The 18066-nt window shown below is 64.8% G+C and carries 13 protein-coding genes and 1 pseudogene; 9 read left to right on the forward strand and 5 right to left on the reverse strand.

Features of this window, described 5'->3' with window-relative positions; genetic code table 11:
* Nucleotides 1–252: 252 nt before the first annotated feature.
* Nucleotides 253–681, reverse strand: coding sequence for a GlcG/HbpS family heme-binding protein (locus ABIC03_RS10535; RefSeq protein ID WP_354057824.1), 429 nt, complete (start codon nt 679–681; stop codon nt 253–255).
* A complete protein-coding gene (locus tag ABIC03_RS10540) occupies nt 674–3685 on the reverse strand; it encodes an FAD-binding and (Fe-S)-binding domain-containing protein (protein WP_354057826.1) in 3012 nt (1003 codons plus the stop codon). Before ABIC03_RS10540 ends, ABIC03_RS10535 begins: the two co-directional genes overlap by 8 nt.
* Before the next feature lie 245 nt (nt 3686–3930).
* Here ABIC03_RS10540 and ABIC03_RS10545 point away from each other — a divergent pair, with 245 nt between their 5' ends.
* The 3 genes and pseudogenes from ABIC03_RS10545 to ABIC03_RS10555 all read left to right on the forward strand — a co-directional run.
* On the forward strand, nt 3931–5130 hold the full coding sequence (locus ABIC03_RS10545) for a pyridoxal-phosphate-dependent aminotransferase family protein (RefSeq protein ID WP_354057828.1): 1200 nt from the start codon (nt 3931–3933) through the stop codon (nt 5128–5130).
* Between the two features lie 61 nt (nt 5131–5191).
* On the forward strand, nt 5192–5989 hold the full coding sequence (locus ABIC03_RS10550; protein ID WP_354057830.1) for an enoyl-CoA hydratase/isomerase family protein: 798 nt from the start codon (nt 5192–5194) through the stop codon (nt 5987–5989).
* 85 nt (nt 5990–6074) lie between these two features.
* A pseudogene (locus ABIC03_RS10555) lies at nt 6075–6209 on the forward strand (GspMb/PilO family protein); the annotation flags it as partial.
* Nucleotides 6210–6238: 29 nt separating this feature from the next.
* On the opposite strand, the gene ABIC03_RS10560 reads toward ABIC03_RS10555, so the two are convergent.
* Nucleotides 6239–9673: an autotransporter domain-containing protein gene (locus ABIC03_RS10560; protein ID WP_502917339.1), complete on the reverse strand. Its 3435-nt coding sequence runs from the start codon at nt 9671–9673 to the stop codon at nt 6239–6241.
* 473 nt (nt 9674–10146) lie between these two features.
* Here ABIC03_RS10560 and ABIC03_RS10565 point away from each other — a divergent pair, with 473 nt between their 5' ends.
* From ABIC03_RS10565 to ABIC03_RS10585, 5 genes are all read left to right on the forward strand, one after another.
* Nucleotides 10147–11133, forward strand: a complete 987-nt coding sequence (locus tag ABIC03_RS10565) for a tripartite tricarboxylate transporter substrate binding protein (RefSeq protein ID WP_354057834.1) — start codon at nt 10147–10149, stop codon at nt 11131–11133.
* Nucleotides 11134–11208: 75 nt separating this feature from the next.
* Nucleotides 11209–11751 (forward strand): tripartite tricarboxylate transporter TctB family protein, encoded by a 543-nt coding sequence (locus ABIC03_RS10570; RefSeq protein WP_354057836.1) that lies wholly within the window; start codon nt 11209–11211, stop codon nt 11749–11751.
* A 12-nt stretch (nt 11752–11763) separates the two neighbouring features.
* Entirely contained in the window at nt 11764–13281 is a 1518-nt protein-coding gene (locus tag ABIC03_RS10575; RefSeq protein WP_354057838.1) for a tripartite tricarboxylate transporter permease, read from the forward strand.
* 155 nt (nt 13282–13436) lie between these two features.
* Nucleotides 13437–14312, forward strand: coding sequence for an outer membrane protein (locus tag ABIC03_RS10580; protein ID WP_354057840.1), 876 nt, complete (start codon nt 13437–13439; stop codon nt 14310–14312).
* A 435-nt stretch (nt 14313–14747) separates the two neighbouring features.
* Nucleotides 14748–15641, forward strand: a complete 894-nt coding sequence (locus ABIC03_RS10585; protein WP_354057842.1) for an outer membrane protein — start codon at nt 14748–14750, stop codon at nt 15639–15641.
* 76 nt (nt 15642–15717) lie between these two features.
* On the opposite strand, the gene ABIC03_RS10590 is transcribed toward ABIC03_RS10585, so the two are convergent.
* Together ABIC03_RS10590 and ABIC03_RS10595 are read right to left on the reverse strand one after the other, a co-directional pair.
* A complete protein-coding gene (locus ABIC03_RS10590) occupies nt 15718–16911 on the reverse strand; it encodes a CaiB/BaiF CoA transferase family protein (RefSeq protein WP_354057844.1) in 1194 nt (397 codons plus the stop codon).
* Nucleotides 16912–17045: 134 nt separating this feature from the next.
* A complete protein-coding gene (locus ABIC03_RS10595; RefSeq protein WP_354057846.1) occupies nt 17046–17360 on the reverse strand; it encodes a hypothetical protein in 315 nt (104 codons plus the stop codon).
* Nucleotides 17361–17477: 117 nt separating this feature from the next.
* On the opposite strand from ABIC03_RS10595, the gene ABIC03_RS10600 reads away from it, so the two are divergent.
* On the forward strand, nt 17478–17783 hold the full coding sequence (locus tag ABIC03_RS10600; RefSeq protein ID WP_354057848.1) for a hypothetical protein: 306 nt from the start codon (nt 17478–17480) through the stop codon (nt 17781–17783).
* Nucleotides 17784–18066 lie beyond the last annotated feature (283 nt).

Below are 18066 nucleotides of genomic sequence, written 5' to 3' on the forward strand. Positions count from 1 at the left end.
AGCAATCCGCCGGAATCGTGAATCTTACGTCGACGCACGGGAGTGCGTGGAACGGGCAAGAAGGGCGGCTTCTAGTGAGCTAAGAAGGCGCGAGGTCGGGAGTTAAGCCGCCCTCCGGAAATGCACAGCGCCTCCACTGTAGTGGGTTGAGCCATGTAGCGGTCGAGGGACTCGAACCCCCGCCAACCGATGCTACGCGGCGCACTCTGTGACGTCTTGTCAAGCGCAGGGCTCCGGGTGCGTGGACGATCACTATCCCGCGTTAGCCTTCAACCCTGCCCCCTGGATACCGGCCACCGCGCAGGCCTCGTCATTATCCGACGTGTCGCCGGAGACGCCGACGGCGCCTAGCAGCGTCGTGCCGTCCATGATCAGCACGCCGCCGGGGACGGGCACCAGCGCGCCCTTGGCCATCGTGTTCACGGCGTCGATGAAATAGGCCTGCTCCTGCGCGCGCTGGAAGAGAGCGCGCGAGCCCATACCCAATGCGAGTGCGCCATAGGCCTTGCCGTGTGCGATCTCGGCGCGCATCAGGCTGGTGCCGTCCTGCGCCGCGGCGATCTTGAGCACCCCGCGGGCGTCGAGAATGGTGACGACGAGCGGCTTCAGCTTCAGCTCCGTGGATTTCGCGAAGGCGGCGTCGAGGATCTTGCGAGCGGTGTCGAGGGTGAGGTCAGCCATGGCTGGTTTCCTTTGCAAGGGGAGTTGTTGTGGATTGGGTCTTCGCACGATCGAGGCTCATCGCCAGCACGCGCGCGACGTGAAGCGCCTCGCGTTCGGCGCCGTCGTGGATCTGGTGCCGGCAGGAGGTGCCGTCGGCAACAATGAGCGTATTTTGGTCCGCGCGCCGCACGGCGGGTAGCAGCGAGAGCTCGGCCATCTCGATCGAGGCATCGTAGGTGCCCGCGCCATAACCGAAGGCGCCGGCCATGCCGCAGCAGCTCGACTCGATGGCCTCGACCTTCAGGCTGGGAATGAGGCGAAGCACCTGCTCGACCGGCTTGAACGCACCGAAGGATTTTTGATGGCAATGGCCGTGCACCAGCGCTTTGTCGGCCACGGTGCCGAGCGGCAGTTGCAGCCGGCCGGCCTCGGCCTCGCGCACCAGGAATTCCTCGAAGGTCAGCGCGTGGGCGCCGACGGCCTTGGCGTCGTCGTCCCTGCGCAGCGAGGCGAGCTCGTCGCGCAGGGTCAAAAGGCAGCTCGGCTCGAGGCCGACGATCGGGATGCCGCGCGCGGCAAAGGGTGCAAACGCGGCGACGAGACGATCGAGCTCGGACTTGGCTTCGTCGACAAGGCCCGCTGACAGGAAGGTGCGGCCGCAGCACAGCGGACGGCTGCCGCTTGCGGGTTTCGGCAGATGCACGCGATAGCCGCCGGCCGCAAGCACCCGCAACGCGGCCTCGAGGTTTTCGCGCTCATAGATGCGGTTGAAGGTATCGGCGAACAGCACGACCTCGCGGCCGGTTTCCGGTCCGACCGCTTCGATCGGCGGTGCAAACACATCGCTGCGGAAGGCGGGCAGCGCGCGGCGGGCGCTGATGCCGGCAAAGCGCTCGAACAGCTTTCGCAGCAGCGGGCTGCTATTGCGCAAATTCGCCAGCGGCGCGAAGCGCGACGCGAGGCCGGCATAGCGCGGGAGGTAGCCGACCAGCCGGTCGCGCAAGGTCAGGCCATGCGAGGCCGCGCGCGCGGCGAGCACCTCGATCTTCATCTTGGCCATGTCGACGCCAACAGGGCATTCGTGGCGGCAGGCCTTGCAGGACACGCAAAGCTTTAGCGTCTCCATCATCTCGTCGGAGGAGAGTGCGCCCGCGCCAAGCTGGCCGGAGATCGCGAGCCGCAATGTGTTGGCGCGGCCTCGCGTCACGTCCTTCTCGTTGCGCGTCGCGCGATAGGACGGACACATCACGCCGCCCTCGAGCTTGCGGCAGGCGCCGTTGTTGTTGCACATCTCGACCGCGCCCTGAAAGCCGCCGCCGGCCCCGGGATAAGCGGACCAGTCGAGTTTTGTCTTGAGCTCAGCGACGCGATACTCAGGCTTGAAGCGGAACAGCGATCGATCGTCCATCCTGGGGGCGTCGACGATCTTGCCGGGATTGAGCACGCCATCGGGATCGAAGCGCTGCTTCACTTTCCTGAAGTCGGCGACGAGGCGCTCGCCGAACATCGTTGCGTGGAATTCGGAGCGCACCAGGCCATCGCCGTGCTCGCCGGAATGCGAGCCCTTGTATTCGCGCACCAGTTCGAAGGCTTCCTCGGCGATGGCCCGCATCGCCCTGACGTCCTTCTCCAGCTTCAAATTCAGCACGGGCCGCACATGCAGGCAGCCTTCGGAGGCGTGAGCATACATCGTGCCGCTGGTGCCGTGCTTGGCAAACACCTCGTTCAGCCGTGCGGTGTAGTCGGCGAGATGCGGCAACGGCACGGCGCAGTCCTCGACGAAGGAGACCGGCTTGCCCTCCTGCTTCATCGACATCATGACGTTGAGGCCGGCGGCGCGGAAATCGGCGATCCCGCCCTGGAGCGCGGGCTCGGTGATTTCCACCACGCCGCCCCATTTGCGCTTGTCGTTGTTCCAGCCGAAGCCGAGATCGCCCATCAGCTCGCCGAGCTGCTTCAGGCGCACGAAATTGTCCGCCTGGTCCTCCTCGGCGAACTCGACCATGAGCACCGCATCCGGATCACCCTTGATTGCGGCGGAGATGATGGGCCGGAACATCGCGATGTCGCGGCCGAGTGCGAGCATGGTGCGGTCAACCAGTTCGACCGCGATGGGCTTGAGCTTGACCAGATGCTGGGCCGCGTCCATCGCCTCGTAAAAACTGCCGAAATGGCAGATGCCGAGCGCCTTGTTGCGGATCACGGGCCACAGCTTCAGCTCGACCTTGGTGGTGAAGGCGAGGGTACCCTCGGAGCCGACGAGAAGGTGGGCCATGTTGTTGCGGGCATTGCGCGGCACCAGCGCATCGATATTGTAGCCGCCGACACGGCGCTGCACCTTTGGAAAGCGTGCGGCGATCTCGTCAGCCTCGCGGGCGCCGAGATCGAGCATGTCGCGGAACAGAGCGCGGGCACCGTCGTTCGCATCGAGATCGGAGAGATCGCGCGAGACCTCGCCGAAGCGGCTCAGCGTGCCGTCGGCAAGCGCGGCCTCCATCGACAGTGTGTTGTCGCGCATGGTGCCGTAGCGCAGGCTGCGGCCGCCGCAGGAATTGTTGCTGGCCATGCCGCCGATGGTGGCGCGCGAGGCCGTGGAGACATCGACCGGAAACCAGAGGCCGTGTTTCTTCAGCTGGCGGTTGAGGTCGTCGAGCACGATGCCCGGCTCGACCACGCAGGTGCGTCCTTCGACGTCGAGCGACAGGATCCGGTTCAGGTGCTTGGAGAGATCGACCACGAGGCCGTCATTGACGGTCTGGCCGCATTGCGAGGTTCCGCCGCCGCGCGGGGTCACCTTCAGTCCGTCGTCGCGCGCGATCGCCAGCGCCCGCAAGGCCTCGTCCATGGTGCGCGGCACCACCACGCCGTAGGGCATGATCTGGTAGAAGGAAGCGTCGGTGGCGTAGCGGCCGCGGCTGAAAGCGTCGAACAGGACGTCGCCGGTCACGTCCCGGGCCAGGCGTGCCGCAAGGCCGTCCTTTTTGGCCGATTCCTGTGATTTCCCGGGCACTTCCGCCGCCATGGTCCGCTCTTGCCTGTTCGCCGCCCCCGTCTTGCCTCCGGTCACGGCCCTTGGCAAGGCGAGCCCTGCTTCTTGTGCATTGACGGACCCCGCCCGGCGAGGGACAAGCCCGGCGAATAGTGATATTCGAGCGGCTCGCGCAGCCCCCTTGAGGCCAGATGGCTCCAAGTCAAGCTGGGCTCGAAGCCAAGACAGACTCAAGAGACAGACGCAAAAGACAGACTCAAAGACCGGGAAGGACGCCGATGACCGTGCATACTGGAAGGCATTTTCTCCAGATTCCAGGACCGACCAACGTGCCCGACCGGGTGCTGCGGGCGATGGACATGCCGACGCTGGACCATCGCGGTCCGGAGTTCGCCGAACTCGGTTTCGCCGTCCTCGCCGGCATGCAGCGGGTGTTCCGCACCAAGCAGCCCGTGATCATCTTCCCCTCGTCCGGCACCGGCGCCTGGGAAGCCGCGATGGTCAACGTGCTCGCGCCCGGTGACAAGGTGCTGATGTGCGAGACCGGCCAGTTCGCCGTGCTGTGGCGCGGCATCGCCGACAAGTTCAAGCTCGACGTCGACTTCATCCCGAGCGACTGGCGCCATGGTGCCGACCTCGCCGAGATCGAGAAGCGCCTTGCCGCCGACAAGCAGCACACCATCAAGGCGGTCTGCGTCGTCCACAACGAGACCTCGACCGGCTGCGTGACGCCGCCGCTCGAAGTGCACAAGCTGCTCGACCGGGTCAAGCATCCCGCGCTGCTGATGGTCGACACCATCTCCGGCCTCGGCTCGATCGAGTACGAGCACGATGCCTGGGGCATCGACGTCTCGGTCGCCGGCTCGCAGAAGGGCCTGATGCTGCCGCCGGGTCTCGGCTTCAACGCCGTCTCGGAAAAGGCGCTCGCGGTGGCCAAGGCCAACCCCGGCATGCGCTCCTATTGGGATTGGCAAGAGGTCATCAGCTTCAACAAGCTCGGCACTTTCCCCTATACGCCCGCGACCAATTTGCTCTACGGCCTGCGTGAGGCGATCAAGATGCTGGAAGAGGAGGGGCTCGAGAACGTCTGGACCCGCCACAAGCGCCACAGCGCGGCGACGCGTGCCGCGATCAAGGTGTGGGGCCTGGAGACGCAGTGCGCCGATCCTGCCGCGCATTCGCCGGCGCTGACCGGCGTGCGCGTACCCGATGGCCATGACGCCGATGCCTTCCGCAAGGTGGTGCTGGAAAACTTCGACATGTCGCTCGGCACCGGCCTGAACAAGGTCAAGGGCAAGGTGTTCCGCATCGGCCATATCGGCCATTTCAACGATCTGATGCTGATGGGCACGCTCGCCGGCGTCGAGATGGGCCTCGATCTTGCAAAGATCCCGCACCGGAGCGGCGGCGTTTTGGCGGCCATGGACGTCCTGAAGGGACGCGACGTGGTGCCGATGACCAAGGCTCAGGTGGCTTAAAGGCTCAGGTGGCCTGAAGGCTCAGCTTGCCTGAACTAACCTAGAGAAATGAGAGCGCGCGATGAACGCACCGACGACCGCCAACGAAGACCTGCTCTACTCCGTCACGGACGGCATCGCGCGGATCACCTTCAACCGCCCGCAGGCGCGCAACGCACTGACCTTCGCCATGTACGAGCGCATGGCGGAGATCTGCCAGGAGATCAACGCCGACCGCTCGATCAAGGCGCTGATCCTGACCGGCACCGGCGACAAGGCGTTTGCCTCCGGCACCGACATTTCTCAATTCCGTGCGTTCAAAACCGCGCAGGATGCGCTCGACTATGAGGCCCGCATCGACCGCGTGCTCGGCACGCTGGAGCAGTGCCGCGTGCCCGTGATCGCGGCGATCGCGGGGGCATGCACCGGCGGCGGCGCCGGAATTGCGGCGTGCTGCGACCTCCGCATCGGGACTGAAACGATGCGCATCGGGTTTCCGATCGCGCGTACGCTCGGTAACTGCCTGTCGATGTCGAATATCAGTCGCGTCGTCTCGCTGGTCGGCCCCGCCCGCACCAAGGATCTGATCTTCAAGGCGCGCCTGGTCGAGGCGCCGGAGGCACTGGCGCTCGGTCTCCTCAACGAAATCGTGCCCGACATCGAGACGCTGCAGCGCCGCGCCGACGAGACCGCCAGGCTCGTGGCGAGCCACGCCCCGCTGACGCTTGAAGCGACCAAGGAGGCAGTGCGCCGCATCCGCCGCACGCTGTCGCGCGAAGAGGGCGAGGATCTGATCCTCAAGGCCTATATGAGCGAAGATTTCCGCGAGGGTATGGACGCCTTCCTCAACAAGCGCACGCCCAACTGGAAGGGCAAGTAGCCCGCAGCCGCTGCCGATTGCGCCGTGCAACTCTTCAAGTGGTTCCGCCTGTCGGAACCACAATTACGCGCTTCTCCCTTGATGCGAAGCCGGCATGCCGTTCCTGTTCGTCGACCAGCTCGACGTCCAGGTGCCGCAGACCACGGCGCTGAGTGATTCGGGCGCCGGCCGCGTCAGGGTGATTTTGGGCGCCTCCGGCCAATGGCAGGCGGGGAAGTAGGGCGGCCTCCTCAACTCACGACGTCCGGCTCACCAAGCGTACTTGAACACGCCCTTGCCGGAATAGCTGGCGACGTTGCCGGAGAACTCGCCGTCGAATGTGCCGGCGATCGAGAAGCCGCCCAGCCATTTCATCTCGGCGCTGGCGCTGACGAGCGCGGAGTCGGCGTCGATCCGGGCGCCGTTCACGACGAAGCTGGTGCCCGGCAGGGTCTGGAACAGCGCGGTGACGGCGCGGCCCGGATTGTAGTCGTGCGCCCAGGCGGCGCGACCGCGCAGCGTCAGCACGCCGTTCTGCATCGCGTACGACTTGTCGGTGCGCAGGCCGAGCTCGGAGCGGGTGTCGGTCAGCGATTGCGAGGCATAGTTCAACGCGAACAGTCCGCCGCCATTGAGGCTGACTTCGGAGTAGTTGGGCAGGTTGAAGTTCGTCACCTGCGCCGCCGCATAGGGGGTGAGGCCGATCATCGGCGTCGCGAAGCGGTAGCCGCCCTCGAAGCGGGCCGAGAAGGTGTCGGCTTTGAAGCGGCCCTGCAGCTGGTCGAAGCCGCCGGGCGCCACGGTGCGGTTGGTGGTGACGTCGTGCCAGCCATAGGCGAGCGCGGCGGAGATATAGGCCGATCCGAAATTGTGCCGGCCGTAGACGCCGGCCTGGAACAGGTCTGCCGAGCCCGAGCCCATCGCATTGGCGAGCGAGTAGCTCAGTCCGCCGCCGCCGAGCGCGAAGCCGACCAGCGTGTCCACCGAAACCCTGTAGTCGGCGCCGGCCGCCCCACCCCAGACCCGCGCGGTCAGGTCTTGCGAGCCGACCGGTGCATTGCCGCCAACTTGTGCCGATCCGCCATAGCCGGCAGTCCAGAGGCTCCAGCGGCTGGCCGGCTGCGAGGCGAGCAGCGGCGCCTTGGTCGCCATCGCATAAGCCTCGCGCTCGCGCGCGTTGGCCGGGCGCATGGACGCATAGGCGGCCGCGTCGTCGCTCTCGGCGAATTGCGCGACGCTGCCGGCCTTGGCGAAACCACCCGAGCGGCCGATGACGGTCGGGTCGAGCATCAGATTGAGGAACTGCCCGTCGGCATTGATCGCGGACTGGATGATGCCGGTGCCGAGCTCGCCCGAGGCCGTCGTCAGTCCGGCCGGCGTCAGCGCGGCGAAGGCCGCCGGAATGCCGCCGGTCGAGTTGAAGAAGTTGGTCAGCGTGTTCGCAACGTTTTGCTCGTTGACGGTGAGGCCGCCGCCGCTGGGCGCGAAGGTGACGCCGATGTTGAGGAACACATTGTTGGTGCCGTAGCTCAGCGATGCGTTGATCGTCGGTATGTTGGAGACGACGGCTGCGTTGAAGGAGGTGCCGCCAAAACCGCCGGTCGCGGACAGGATCGTGTACTGCTTCTTGATCGTGCCCGAGGCGAACATCGCGCTCACCGTCGCGTTGCCGAGCGTGGCCGCGCCGTTGACATTGGCGAGGCTGGCATTGCCGGAGGAGACCTGCACGAGATAGGTCGAGGCCGCCGTGAAGCTGAGGGGACCGTTGATCGTTAGCGGCGCGAACGGGGTCGCCGTGCTGCCTGGGGCGAGCGTGCCGCCATTCACCGCAACGCCGGCGACCGTGCCGCTTCCGGCGAGTGTGCCGCCCGTGTTGACGGTGGTCGGGCTCAGGATCGAGCCGTCCACGATCAGTTTGCCGCCGTTGATCGTGGTGGCGCCGGTATAGGTGTTGGCGCCGGACAGTGTCTGCGTACCGCCGGTCAGCGTGAGGCCGCCGCCGGCGCCGGCATCGTCGATCACGCCCGCGAAATTGCCGATTCCGTTGGTGATCGTCAGCGTGTTGGCGCCGATGTTGACGTTGCCGGAGCCCGACAGCGACTTAATCGAGGTGCCGGCGCTCAGGGCCGAGATGTCGAAGAAGCCGTTGGCGACGACATTGCTCGAGGTCGCGATGCTGCCATCGTTGCCGCCGAAATTGATGAGATCGAGCTCGCCGCCGCTCGCGATGGTCGTGGTGCCCGTATAGGTGTTGGTGCCGTAGAGCTGCTGGGTGGCGCCGTTGGCGATCACGACGTTGCCACCGGTGCCGCCTGCAATGCCGCCATCCTGAATGACGCCGCCGAAGAAGCTGCCACTGGTGATCGCCAGTGTCTTCGATCCAAGTGCGACGATGCCGCCAGCGGTCAACGAGAACAAAGCGTTCACCGACGTGCCGGAGGTTGTTTGCGAGATGTCGAACGTACCGCCTGCGCCTGGCGTGAACGTGACGCTCGCCGAGTTCGCGATTGATCCGCTGCCTTTCAGCGCTAATGTCGCGCCGGCATCGATCTGCGTCGTATTGGAGTAAGTATTCACACCGGAGAGGGTCTGCGTTCCGCCGAAAACCTCAAGCCCGCCTGTGCCCTGGATCAAGCCTGCGAATTCGGTCGAACCGTTGGTGATGAGCAGCCCGTTGCCGCCCATGTTGACGACGCCGCTCGTGCTGCCGGCAAGTGTCGTGATCAGGTTGAACGCAACCGAGGATGCAGAAATGTCGAACGTCGCGTTCACCGTGACGACGCTGGAGCTCGCGATGCTGCCGAAGCCCGAGATCGCCAGTGTCCCCGCCGAGATCGTCGTGGCGCCGGTGTAGCTGTTGAGGCCGGTCAGCGTCAGCGTGCCGGTGCCGACCTTGGCCAGTCCGCCGCCGGTGCCGGAGATCACGCCGTCGACCTGGGTCGAGGTGTTGAGGCTGCCTGTGGTGAGGGTCTTGGCGCCGAGCACGTAATTGCCGGCGCCTTCGATCGAGCCGGCGGTCATCCCGCCGCTGGTCAGGCCGGAAATATCGACCGTGCCCCCGGCATTGTTAACGAAACGCGCGCTGCCGCCCGTGCTGGAGCCGTCGAAGTTCACCGTTCCGTCGTTGGTGATGGTCGAGGTGGCGGCGGTCGTGGTGTTGTGAAAGTTTAGCGTCGCCGAAGCGAGGTTGTTGATCGTGGCGCTGCCGGCCGAAGCGCTGGTGAAAAAATCGATCTGGCCGCCGGCGTCGTTCGTGATGATGACGGCTCCGGCCCCGACGCCGCTGCGCGCGGTGCTGCTGTTCTGGAACACCAGATTGTTGCCGGAGGTGACTTCGAAATTCTGCGTCGTCCCGGAATTGTTGACAATGCCTGCCGCGTTGACGGTGAACGCCTTGCCGATCGTGATGGAGTAGGCCTGCGCGATGCTCGTGAACTGGACCGCGCCAATGACAACGACACCGTTATTGTTGTCGACGGCCGTGCTTCCGGTGTTGGTGAAGGTTGCGGTTCCGTCCGGCACGACCGGGTTGGATGACCAGTTCGTGCCAGTGGTCCAGTCGCTGGTGCCGCCAATCCATGTGCCGTCCTGAGCTTGCGCGGCGACAACGCCGAGCGCGGTGGTCGCCAGCAGGGTCGCCAAAGAATGACGCACGATAGATCGCAGCCCGTATCCGATCCGCTCACCAGCCATCGGTCCGGCCATCCAATCTTCTCAATCAACAATGAAATTATCGCGAGCACGCAACCGTGACCCGTACGGATGCCCAGCAGTCCCGACATGATCTCATGGCGCCGCAACGGCCTGCAAGGAATGGCTATCCATTTGCGCCGGGTTCGGGCCTGTGCCGCTGTGCATTTTCAGCCACCGTGGCCATTGGGCAACATATCCAAGTCGCTCGCCACGCGCTTCCGCGGGAAGCGACAGGAGAACCGGTGCGCGATATCCGCCGCAGACGGTCGCGCGAGGAAGGCGAAGATTTTCGCAACGGGAATGGACACTCTCCTCAACAAGCGCACGCCCAGCTGGAAAGGCAAGTAGCGCATCTCCGGCTTAGCTTCGTCAGCCGAAAGTCATAGGCAGCGGCATGCCCGCGTGCTTGAACTCACCCGCATTAATCCGCACAATGCGTCAATAATTCCTTGCAAACAAAGCCAACAATCCAGGGGACGAAACTCGTGCGAATTTTAGTGAAAGCTGTTGGCGTTGCAGCGGCGCTATCGTTGAGCGCGCCGGCCTTTGCCGGCTGGGAGCCGACCAAACCGGTCGAGATCGTGGTGGCGGCGGGCGCGGGCGGCGCCTCCGACCAGATGGCGCGGATGATGCAGGCCGCCATCCAGAAGAACAATCTGATGAAGCAGCCGATCGTGGTCTCGCTCAAGGGCGGGGCTTCCGGCGCCGAAGCACTGATGTACATGAAATCCAGCGAGGGCGACCCCAACAAGGTGCTGATCGCCTATTCGCTGATCTACATGCTGCCGCTGTCGGCAAAGATCCCGTTCAACTGGCGTGAGCTGACCCCGGTTTCGGTGATCGCGCTCGACCAGTTCGTGCTGTGGGACAACAGCGCGGGTCCCAAGACGGTGAAGGAGTTCGTCGCCGCCGCGAAGGCGGCGAGCGCGCCGTTCAAGATGGGCGGCACCGGCTCCAAGCGCGAGGATCACGTCCTGACCGTGTTCCTCGAGCAGAAGACCGGCGCGAAATTCTCCTATCTGCCCTACAAGTCCGGCGGCGAGGCGGCGACCCAGCTCGTCGGCAACCACACCGAATCCAACGTCAACAATCCATCCGAAAATCTCGAAGTCTGGCGCGCGGGCCAGGTGCGTCCGCTCTGTGTGTTCGACAAGGAACGAATCTCCTACACCAGCAAGGTGACGGAGACGCAGTCCTGGGCCGACATCCCGACCTGCAAGGAGGAGGGCGTCGATGTGCAGTATCTGATGTTGCGCGCGACCTTCCTGCCCGGCAAGGTCACGGCGGAACAGCAGGCGTTCTATGTCGAGCTGTTCCATAAGGTGACGCAGACCGCGGAATACAAGGACTACATGGAAAAGCAGGCGCTGAAGCCGATCTTCCTCACCGGCAAAGACATGGTGCAATTCCTCGAGGAGGACGATGCAGTCAACAAGTCGCTGATGACGGAAGCTGGATTCGTCGCGAAGTAGCCGTCTCTTCTCCCTTCTCCCTCTCCCGTTCTTGCGGCGAGAGGGAGAATCGACCGCACTCCGTCCCAACGGCTCATGCCCCAAACCGATCTTGAAATCATCGTCGAAGATCCGACCGCGCCCGAAGACGACTCGCCTTCCGTCGTCTCCTCCGGCACGATCGAGATATTCGTCTGTTTCCTGTTGCTCGCGCTGGCCGCCACGCTCGGCTACGACAATTGGCGCACCGGCGCCTCCTGGGATTCGACCGGGCCGGAGCCCGGCTATTTCCCGTTCTACCTCTCCGTCATTCTCGGTGGTGCCAGCCTCTACGGCCTGATCGTGGCGCTGGTCGCGCACCGCGCGGCAGCTGAGACCTTCGTCACGCGTGCGCAGGCCCGCCGCGTGATGGCGGTGTTCGTGCCGACGCTGCTGTTCTGCCTGGCGACGCAGTTTCTCGGCCTCTATGTCGCGAGCTTCCTGCTGATCGCCAGCTTCATGCGCCTCGTCGGCAAGATCGCGCTGTGGAAGTCGCTGCTCACCGCTGTCGTATTCACGGCCATCATGTTCGTTACCTTCGACATCGCCTTCGACGTCATCATGCCGAAAGGGCCGCTAGAAGCGGCCTTCGGCCACTAAGGCGGGCCCGCGATGGAAGCTTTCGGTCTCTTGCTTCACGGCTTTGCGGTCCTGCTGACGTGGAAGACGCTCGCGCTGATGATGGTCGGGCTGGTGCTCGGCATCTTCGTCGGCGTTTTGCCCGGGCTCGGCGGACCCAACGGTGTTGCGATCCTGCTGCCGCTGACCTTCACGATGGATCCGACCTCGGCGATCGTGATGCTGTCCTGCATCTACTGGGGCGCGCTGTTCGGCGGCGCGATCACCTCGATCCTGTTCAACATCCCCGGCGAAGCCTGGTCGGTCGCGACCACCTTCGACGGCTATCCGATGGCGCAGCAGGGCAGGGCGGCGGAGGCGCTGACGGCGGCGTTCACGTCCTCTTTCATCGGCTCGCTGGTCGCGGTGCTCCTGATCACCTTCCTCGCCCCGATGATCTCGTCCTTTGCGTTGAAGTTCGGCCCGCCCGAGTTCTTCGCCGTGTATCTGCTCACCTTCTGCTCCTTCGTCGGGCTGGGACGCGAGGCCAAGCACAAGACGGTCATCTCGATGTCGCTCGGGCTGTTGCTCGCCGGCATCGGCATGGACACGGTGTCAGGCAATCTGCGCATGACCTTCGGCTCGTCCGAGCTGCTCCGCGGCATCAACTTCCTCGTCGCCGTCATCGGCCTGTTCGGCATCAGCGAGATCCTGCTGACGATGGAGGAGCGCCTGGCGCTGCGCGGACACGCAGCGAGCATTTCGTTGCGCGTCGTGCTGAGTGTGTGGAAGGACCTGCCGAAATACTGGGTGACGCTGCTGCGCTCCTCCTTCATCGGCTGCTGGCTCGGCATTACCCCGGGCGGCGCGATCGCAGCCTCGTTCATGGGCTACAATCTGGCAAAACGCTTTGCCAAGGATCCCGAGAGCTTCGGCAAGGGCCGCATCGAGGGTGTGTTCGCGCCGGAGACGGCGGCGCATGCCTCCGGCACCGCGGCGCTGCTGCCGATGCTGGCGCTCGGCATTCCCGGCTCCGGCACCGCGGCGATCCTGCTCGGCGGGCTGATGGTGTGGGGGCTCAATCCGGGACCGCTGCTGTTCGTCGAGCACAAGGATTTCGTCTGGGGCCTGATCGCCTCGATGTATCTCGGCAATGTCGTCGGCCTCGTGCTGGTGCTGACGACGGTGCCGATCTTCGCCTCGATCCTGCGCGTGCCGTTCGCCGCGGTGGCGCCGATGATCGTGGTGTCCTGCGCGATCGGCGCCTATGCGATCCAGAACGCGATGTTCGATATCTGGCTGATGCTCGGCTTCGGCGTCGTCGGCTATGTCTTCAAGAAGATCGGCATTCCGCTCGCGCCGTTCACGCTGGCCCTCGTGCTCGGCAACCGCGCCGAGGATGCCTTCCGTCTGTCGATGATCGGCGCCGGCGGCGACCTCAAGGTGTTCTGGTCGAATGGCCTGGTCGGCTCGATCACGACCTTGGCGATCGTGCTGCTGTTTTGGCCTGTGATCGACGCCTTGCTTGCCCGTGTCGGATTGACGCAGGGGGCCAACTGGGCGTCCCGCTAGGCAAAATCTCCCCCGGATTCAGATACATAGGGGTGATGTCGTTCTAGTCTTGGGCGTTACACGCCCCGATTGTTCCCGTTTGTTGCTGGCGCGGCACAGCCGTTGGGCGCTCCTCCGCGTATATTTTTATCATCAAACAGGGCGGAGGAATTGCCATGAAGCGGATTGTGATTGGAATGGCGGCGGCGATGTCGCTGTTTGCGACGGGCGCATTGGCTGCCGACCTAGGCGCGAGGCCCTATGTCAAGGCGCCCGTCATGGTCGATCCGGTCTGGAGCTGGACCGGATTCTACGTAGGCGCCAATGGCGGCTACAGCTGGGGCCGCTCGCGCACCGACGTCTCCTACTTCAATTCGGCAACAGGTGCTGCGATCGCGCCGCCGGCTGGCTCCATCACCAATGCGTCGTTCGACATGAACGGCGGCATCGCGGGCGGTCAGGCCGGCTACAACTGGCAGAACGCCAACTGGGTGTTCGGTATCGAGGGCGACCTGCAATGGTCGGGTGAGAAGGGCCGCGCCGGATATAGCTGCGCTGGCAGTGCCGTCTTTCCGGTCGCCGGGCCCTGCCTTCCGGGCCTGACCTTCCTTCCGGCCGGCGCCCTGACGAATACGGTTCTGACGATTGATCAGCATCTCCAGTGGTTCGGCACGGTTCGCGGCCGCGTCGGCATCCTGGCGACGCCCAAGGTGCTGTTCTACGGTACCGGCGGTCTGGCCTTCGGCGAAATCAAGACGACGGGCACCATGACCGGCTTCACGCCCGCCGGTGTCGCGATCGCCTCGGTCGCATCCAATTCGACGACGCGCGCGGGCTGGACCGCCGGCGTCGGCGTCGAAGGCAAGATCACCCAGAACTGGAGCGCCAAGCTCGAATATCTCTACATGGATCTCGGCAGCTTCTCGTCCGGTCCGTTCACGCTGGCGCCGCTCTCCACAATCAGTGCCAACGTCTCGTCGCGCTTCACCGACCACATCCTGCGCGCCGGCATCAATTACCAGTTCGGTGGCCCGGTGGTCGCCCGCTACTAAGAACAACTGAGGCGTCAACGAGAAGCAAAGCCCGGCTCGAGCCGGGCTTTGTCGTTTCTGTCCTGATTTTAGGAAATGGCGCAAGGCCGACAATCGGACGGAGCGATTGACTTGTTGCGGTCGCGCCACGTCTGCGGCCTGATCTGCTCTGGTTGGACCTGCGAAGCCGTATGCGTCGAGCGCCTCCCGACGCCATCGTGCCAGTCCGCGAAAATCCATCCGACCATCAAATCCTACTGAAATAGCAGCGATTTCGAGAACGCTTGGGTAGTGCGCGCACGCCTTCCGCGCGCAACTGTCCGCTCGCATCCCACAAACGACTGACATTCGTTCGCACGACGCGGAGCGATGCGCTCTTCCCTAGGGTCGCGACACTGAATCGCCGGCCTCGCGCGGGGAAGCGAGCAGGCAACACCTTTTGTCGAGGGAAGATTGATGACACGAACTCTGCTGGTTGCGGTCGCGACCGCCATGCTGCTAGCACCGCCTGCCTTCGCCGCTGATCTCGCGGTGCCGCACATTTATACCAAGGCGCCGCCGGTGGCCGTGGATCCCGGCCACAATTGGAGCGGCTTCTACGCCGGCATCAATGTCGGCCATGGCTGGGGACGCTCGGCCACGACTGCTGATTTCATCGACAGCGGAGCTGGCGCGCTTCTGAATTCGAGCGCCGGCAAGTTCGATCTCAACGGCGTCAGCGGCGGCGGACAGATCGGCTACAACTGGCAGCGCGAGATGTTCGTGATCGGCTTCGAGGCTGGTTTCCAGGGCAGCGGCCGGAAGGGCCGTTTCGACGCGCTGTGCGCCGGCGCGCCGGCGGGTTTGCAGGACGGCGTCTGCACGCCGGGTCATCGCGGCGACAACACGTCCGATCCCGCGCTGCCCGTGACCTTCAATCTCGTCCAGAAGCTCGACTGGTTCGGCACTGTCCGCGGCCGGCTTGGCGCGGCGGTGACGCCGCGCGTGCTGTTCTACGGTACCGGTGGTCTTGCTTATGGCCGCGTCTCCACCGCGGGCACCATCGCCGCGACCAGTGTCAGCGGCAGCCCTGGGAGCGACGACAACCTGGCGTTCACGCCCGTCGCGGCAAATTTCAGCAGCAGTACGACGAAGATCGGCTGGACCGCAGGTGCCGGCATCGAAGGCGCCTTCGCCGAAAATTGGAGCGCCAGGCTCGAATATCTCCATGTCGATCTCGGAACCGTCTCGGGTTCGCTCGCAACGCCAGTGATCGCGCTCAGCGGCGCGCCCTTGGTTGTCGGCTATCGCTCGCACATCACCGACAACATCCTGCGCGTCGGCGTCAACTATCGCTTCAGCGGCACCTGAGCGGCGACGTGGCTCCGCGAGTCAAAAAGCCCGGCGAGCGCCGGGCTTCTTCGCTGGCCGATCTCTAACGAAGCACTCACACCACTTTGGCGTCCCGGAGCTTGGCGATCTCGTCGGCGCCGAAGCCGAACTCCTTCAGCACTTCGTCGGTCTGCTCGCCGAATTCCGGCGGCCGCGCCACCATCCTGCTCGGCGTGCGCGACAGCGTCACGGGCTGGCCGACCAGACGGATGTCGCGATCCTCGTCATTCGGCACCTCCTGCGCGATGCCGAGATGCTTGACCTGCTCGTCTTCGAACATCTGGTCGATGGCGTAGATCGGCCCGCAGGGCACGCCGGCCTCGTTGAGTTCACGGACCCAGGTCTGGGTGGACTTCGTCAAGGTACGCTTCTCGATCTCGGCATTGAGCGCGTCGCGGTTCTTGGAGCGGGCTGGCGCGGTCAGATAGTCGGGATGGCTGTAGAGCTCCGGCGCGCCGATCGCCTGCGCGCAACGCTCCCAGATCCGGCCGCCCGTGGTGGCGATGTTGATGTAGCCGTCCGAGGTCTTGAACACGCCGGTCGGAATGCTGGTCGGGTGGTTGTTGCCGGCCTGCTTGGCCACTTCCTTCTCCATCAGCCAGCGCGCGGCCTGGAAGTCGAGCATGAAGATTTGGGCCTGCAGCAGCGAGGTCTGCACCCACTGGCCCTTGCCCGAGACCTCGCGCTCCAGCAGTGCGGTAAGGATACCCATGGCACAGAACAGGCCGGCGGTGAGGTCGGCGACGGGAATGCCGACCCGCATCGGGCCTTCGCCGGGCGCGCCGGTGATCGACATCAGCCCACCCATGCCTTGCGCGATCTGATCGAAGCCCGGCCGCTTGTGGTAGGGCCCGTCCTGGCCGAAGCCCGAGATGCTGCCATAGACAATGCGGGGATTGACCTCGGCGAGGCCCTCATAATCGATGCCGAGCTTCTTCTTCACGTCGGGGCGGAAATTCTCAACCACAACGTCGGCCTTGGCGGCGAGGCGCTTGAACACGGCGAGCCCGCGCTCGTCCTTCAGGTTCAGCGTCATCGCCCGCTTGTTGCGATGCAAATTCTGGAAGTCGGAGCCCCGCCGCGGCCCGCCCGGCTGCTCGCCGCCGGCATCCTCGGTCAGCGCGTCGACCTTGATCACGTTCGCGCCCCAGTCCGCGAGCTGCCGCACGCAGGTGGGCCCGGACCGCACGCGGGTCAGATCGAGCACGGTGAAGCGTGACAGGGCTTCCGAGGCATGCGGAAAGGGCATCTTGATGGGCTCCGGGACAGATTGCGGGCCTACCATAGTGCCGTAAAACCATGCGGCAAGGCATCACGCGGCAGGTCAGGGCCGCGCCGATGCCGCCTGGCGAAATGCAATGCCTGGGCGGCGCCCGCGCAGGATCAGCGCGCCAGCTGTTTCAGCTGGGCGCGCGCCTGCTCGGCCAGCGGGTCATCGCCGTGGCGCGCAATGAACAGCTCGAACGCCTCCCGCGTTCCCTTGCGACGGGCGGATTCGTACTCCTCCGCGACCGCAGCCGAGGGGTCGCGGGCCATTGGAACGGAGGGCGCGCGCCCCGCTGTGCCGCCTTGTTTGCCGCTCTCATCCGCATCGGCTTTTCCGACCATGACAGGCAGTCCTCCGAGGGGCAGGTGGCCCGGCCCGGCGAGCGCCATCAGGGCGCCGAACAGACCGGCCGAAAGGGAACGTCGTTTCATGATTTCACTCGCAACACCGCAGCTAGCCGGAACCGACGTCCTTGTCCTGGCCGCCCGTACAGCGTTTGATGGCTAATACGCCAGCGGTCCAGGGTTCTCGTACAATGGGTTCCTTTGGTGGCGGGCCAACTCGATTTCTGGAGCTTCATTGGCGCCGAGCGGACGGCAAGCGGTTATCCGGTTGCGCTGCATATTCCCGGGACGGATCAGTACACGGTCTGGAACACCGACGGCAGAGGCAATTTCGTTTCCAACGGCAACGGCGGGGTCGTGGTTTCAGGGACGGGCGTGATCCTCGAATCGCTTGAGACCAGTTTTCATCAGGATCTCAATGGTGACCACGTGACCGGCCCTTCGCCTTCATCTCCAAGCGCAGCAGCTTTCTTCGCGGAGCTGGCCAAACATAGCTTGGCCTTGCGATAGCGTGATTCTCGGTGAATTCCCGTCGCTGGTGCTGGTGCTGGTTCTGCGCTGCGAGCGACGTTCGCTGCAGCTCCCCTGCGGATCCCGGCTGACCATACGTGGGAGGACCGATATTCCGCTGTTCCTTGCCGCGCTCCACGCCGAAGATGGCAAGTCCGAGGGGCTCAGAGCCCGTGTTGCCCGGCAGAGCCGCATACGTCGACGATCCGTTCTGACAAGTTGCCAACCGGGCCCTAAAACTTGAAAGAGACTGGGCACGGCCGCCGTCGCCGGCTATCGACAT

The organism is Bradyrhizobium sp. RT6a (assembly GCF_040547675.1).
Lineage (GTDB): Bacteria > Pseudomonadota > Alphaproteobacteria > Rhizobiales > Xanthobacteraceae > Bradyrhizobium.

Coding starts and splice junctions, on each gene's coding strand:
- ABIC03_RS10535 (WP_354057824.1), bottom strand. CDS start 681: ATGGCTGACCTCACCCTCGACACCGCTCGCAAGATCCTCGACGCCGCC.
- ABIC03_RS10540 (WP_354057826.1), bottom strand. CDS start 3,685: ATGGCGGCGGAAGTGCCCGGGAAATCACAGGAATCGGCCAAAAAGGAC.
- ABIC03_RS10545 (WP_354057828.1), top strand. CDS start 3,931: ATGACCGTGCATACTGGAAGGCATTTTCTCCAGATTCCAGGACCGACC.
- ABIC03_RS10550 (WP_354057830.1), top strand. CDS start 5,192: ATGAACGCACCGACGACCGCCAACGAAGACCTGCTCTACTCCGTCACG.
- ABIC03_RS10560 (WP_502917339.1), bottom strand. CDS start 9,673: ATGGCCGGACCGATGGCTGGTGAGCGGATCGGATACGGGCTGCGATCT.
- ABIC03_RS10570 (WP_354057836.1), top strand. CDS start 11,209: ATGCCCCAAACCGATCTTGAAATCATCGTCGAAGATCCGACCGCGCCC.
- ABIC03_RS10575 (WP_354057838.1), top strand. CDS start 11,764: ATGGAAGCTTTCGGTCTCTTGCTTCACGGCTTTGCGGTCCTGCTGACG.
- ABIC03_RS10580 (WP_354057840.1), top strand. CDS start 13,437: ATGAAGCGGATTGTGATTGGAATGGCGGCGGCGATGTCGCTGTTTGCG.
- ABIC03_RS10585 (WP_354057842.1), top strand. CDS start 14,748: ATGACACGAACTCTGCTGGTTGCGGTCGCGACCGCCATGCTGCTAGCA.
- ABIC03_RS10590 (WP_354057844.1), bottom strand. CDS start 16,911: ATGCCCTTTCCGCATGCCTCGGAAGCCCTGTCACGCTTCACCGTGCTC.
- ABIC03_RS10595 (WP_354057846.1), bottom strand. CDS start 17,360: ATGAAACGACGTTCCCTTTCGGCCGGTCTGTTCGGCGCCCTGATGGCG.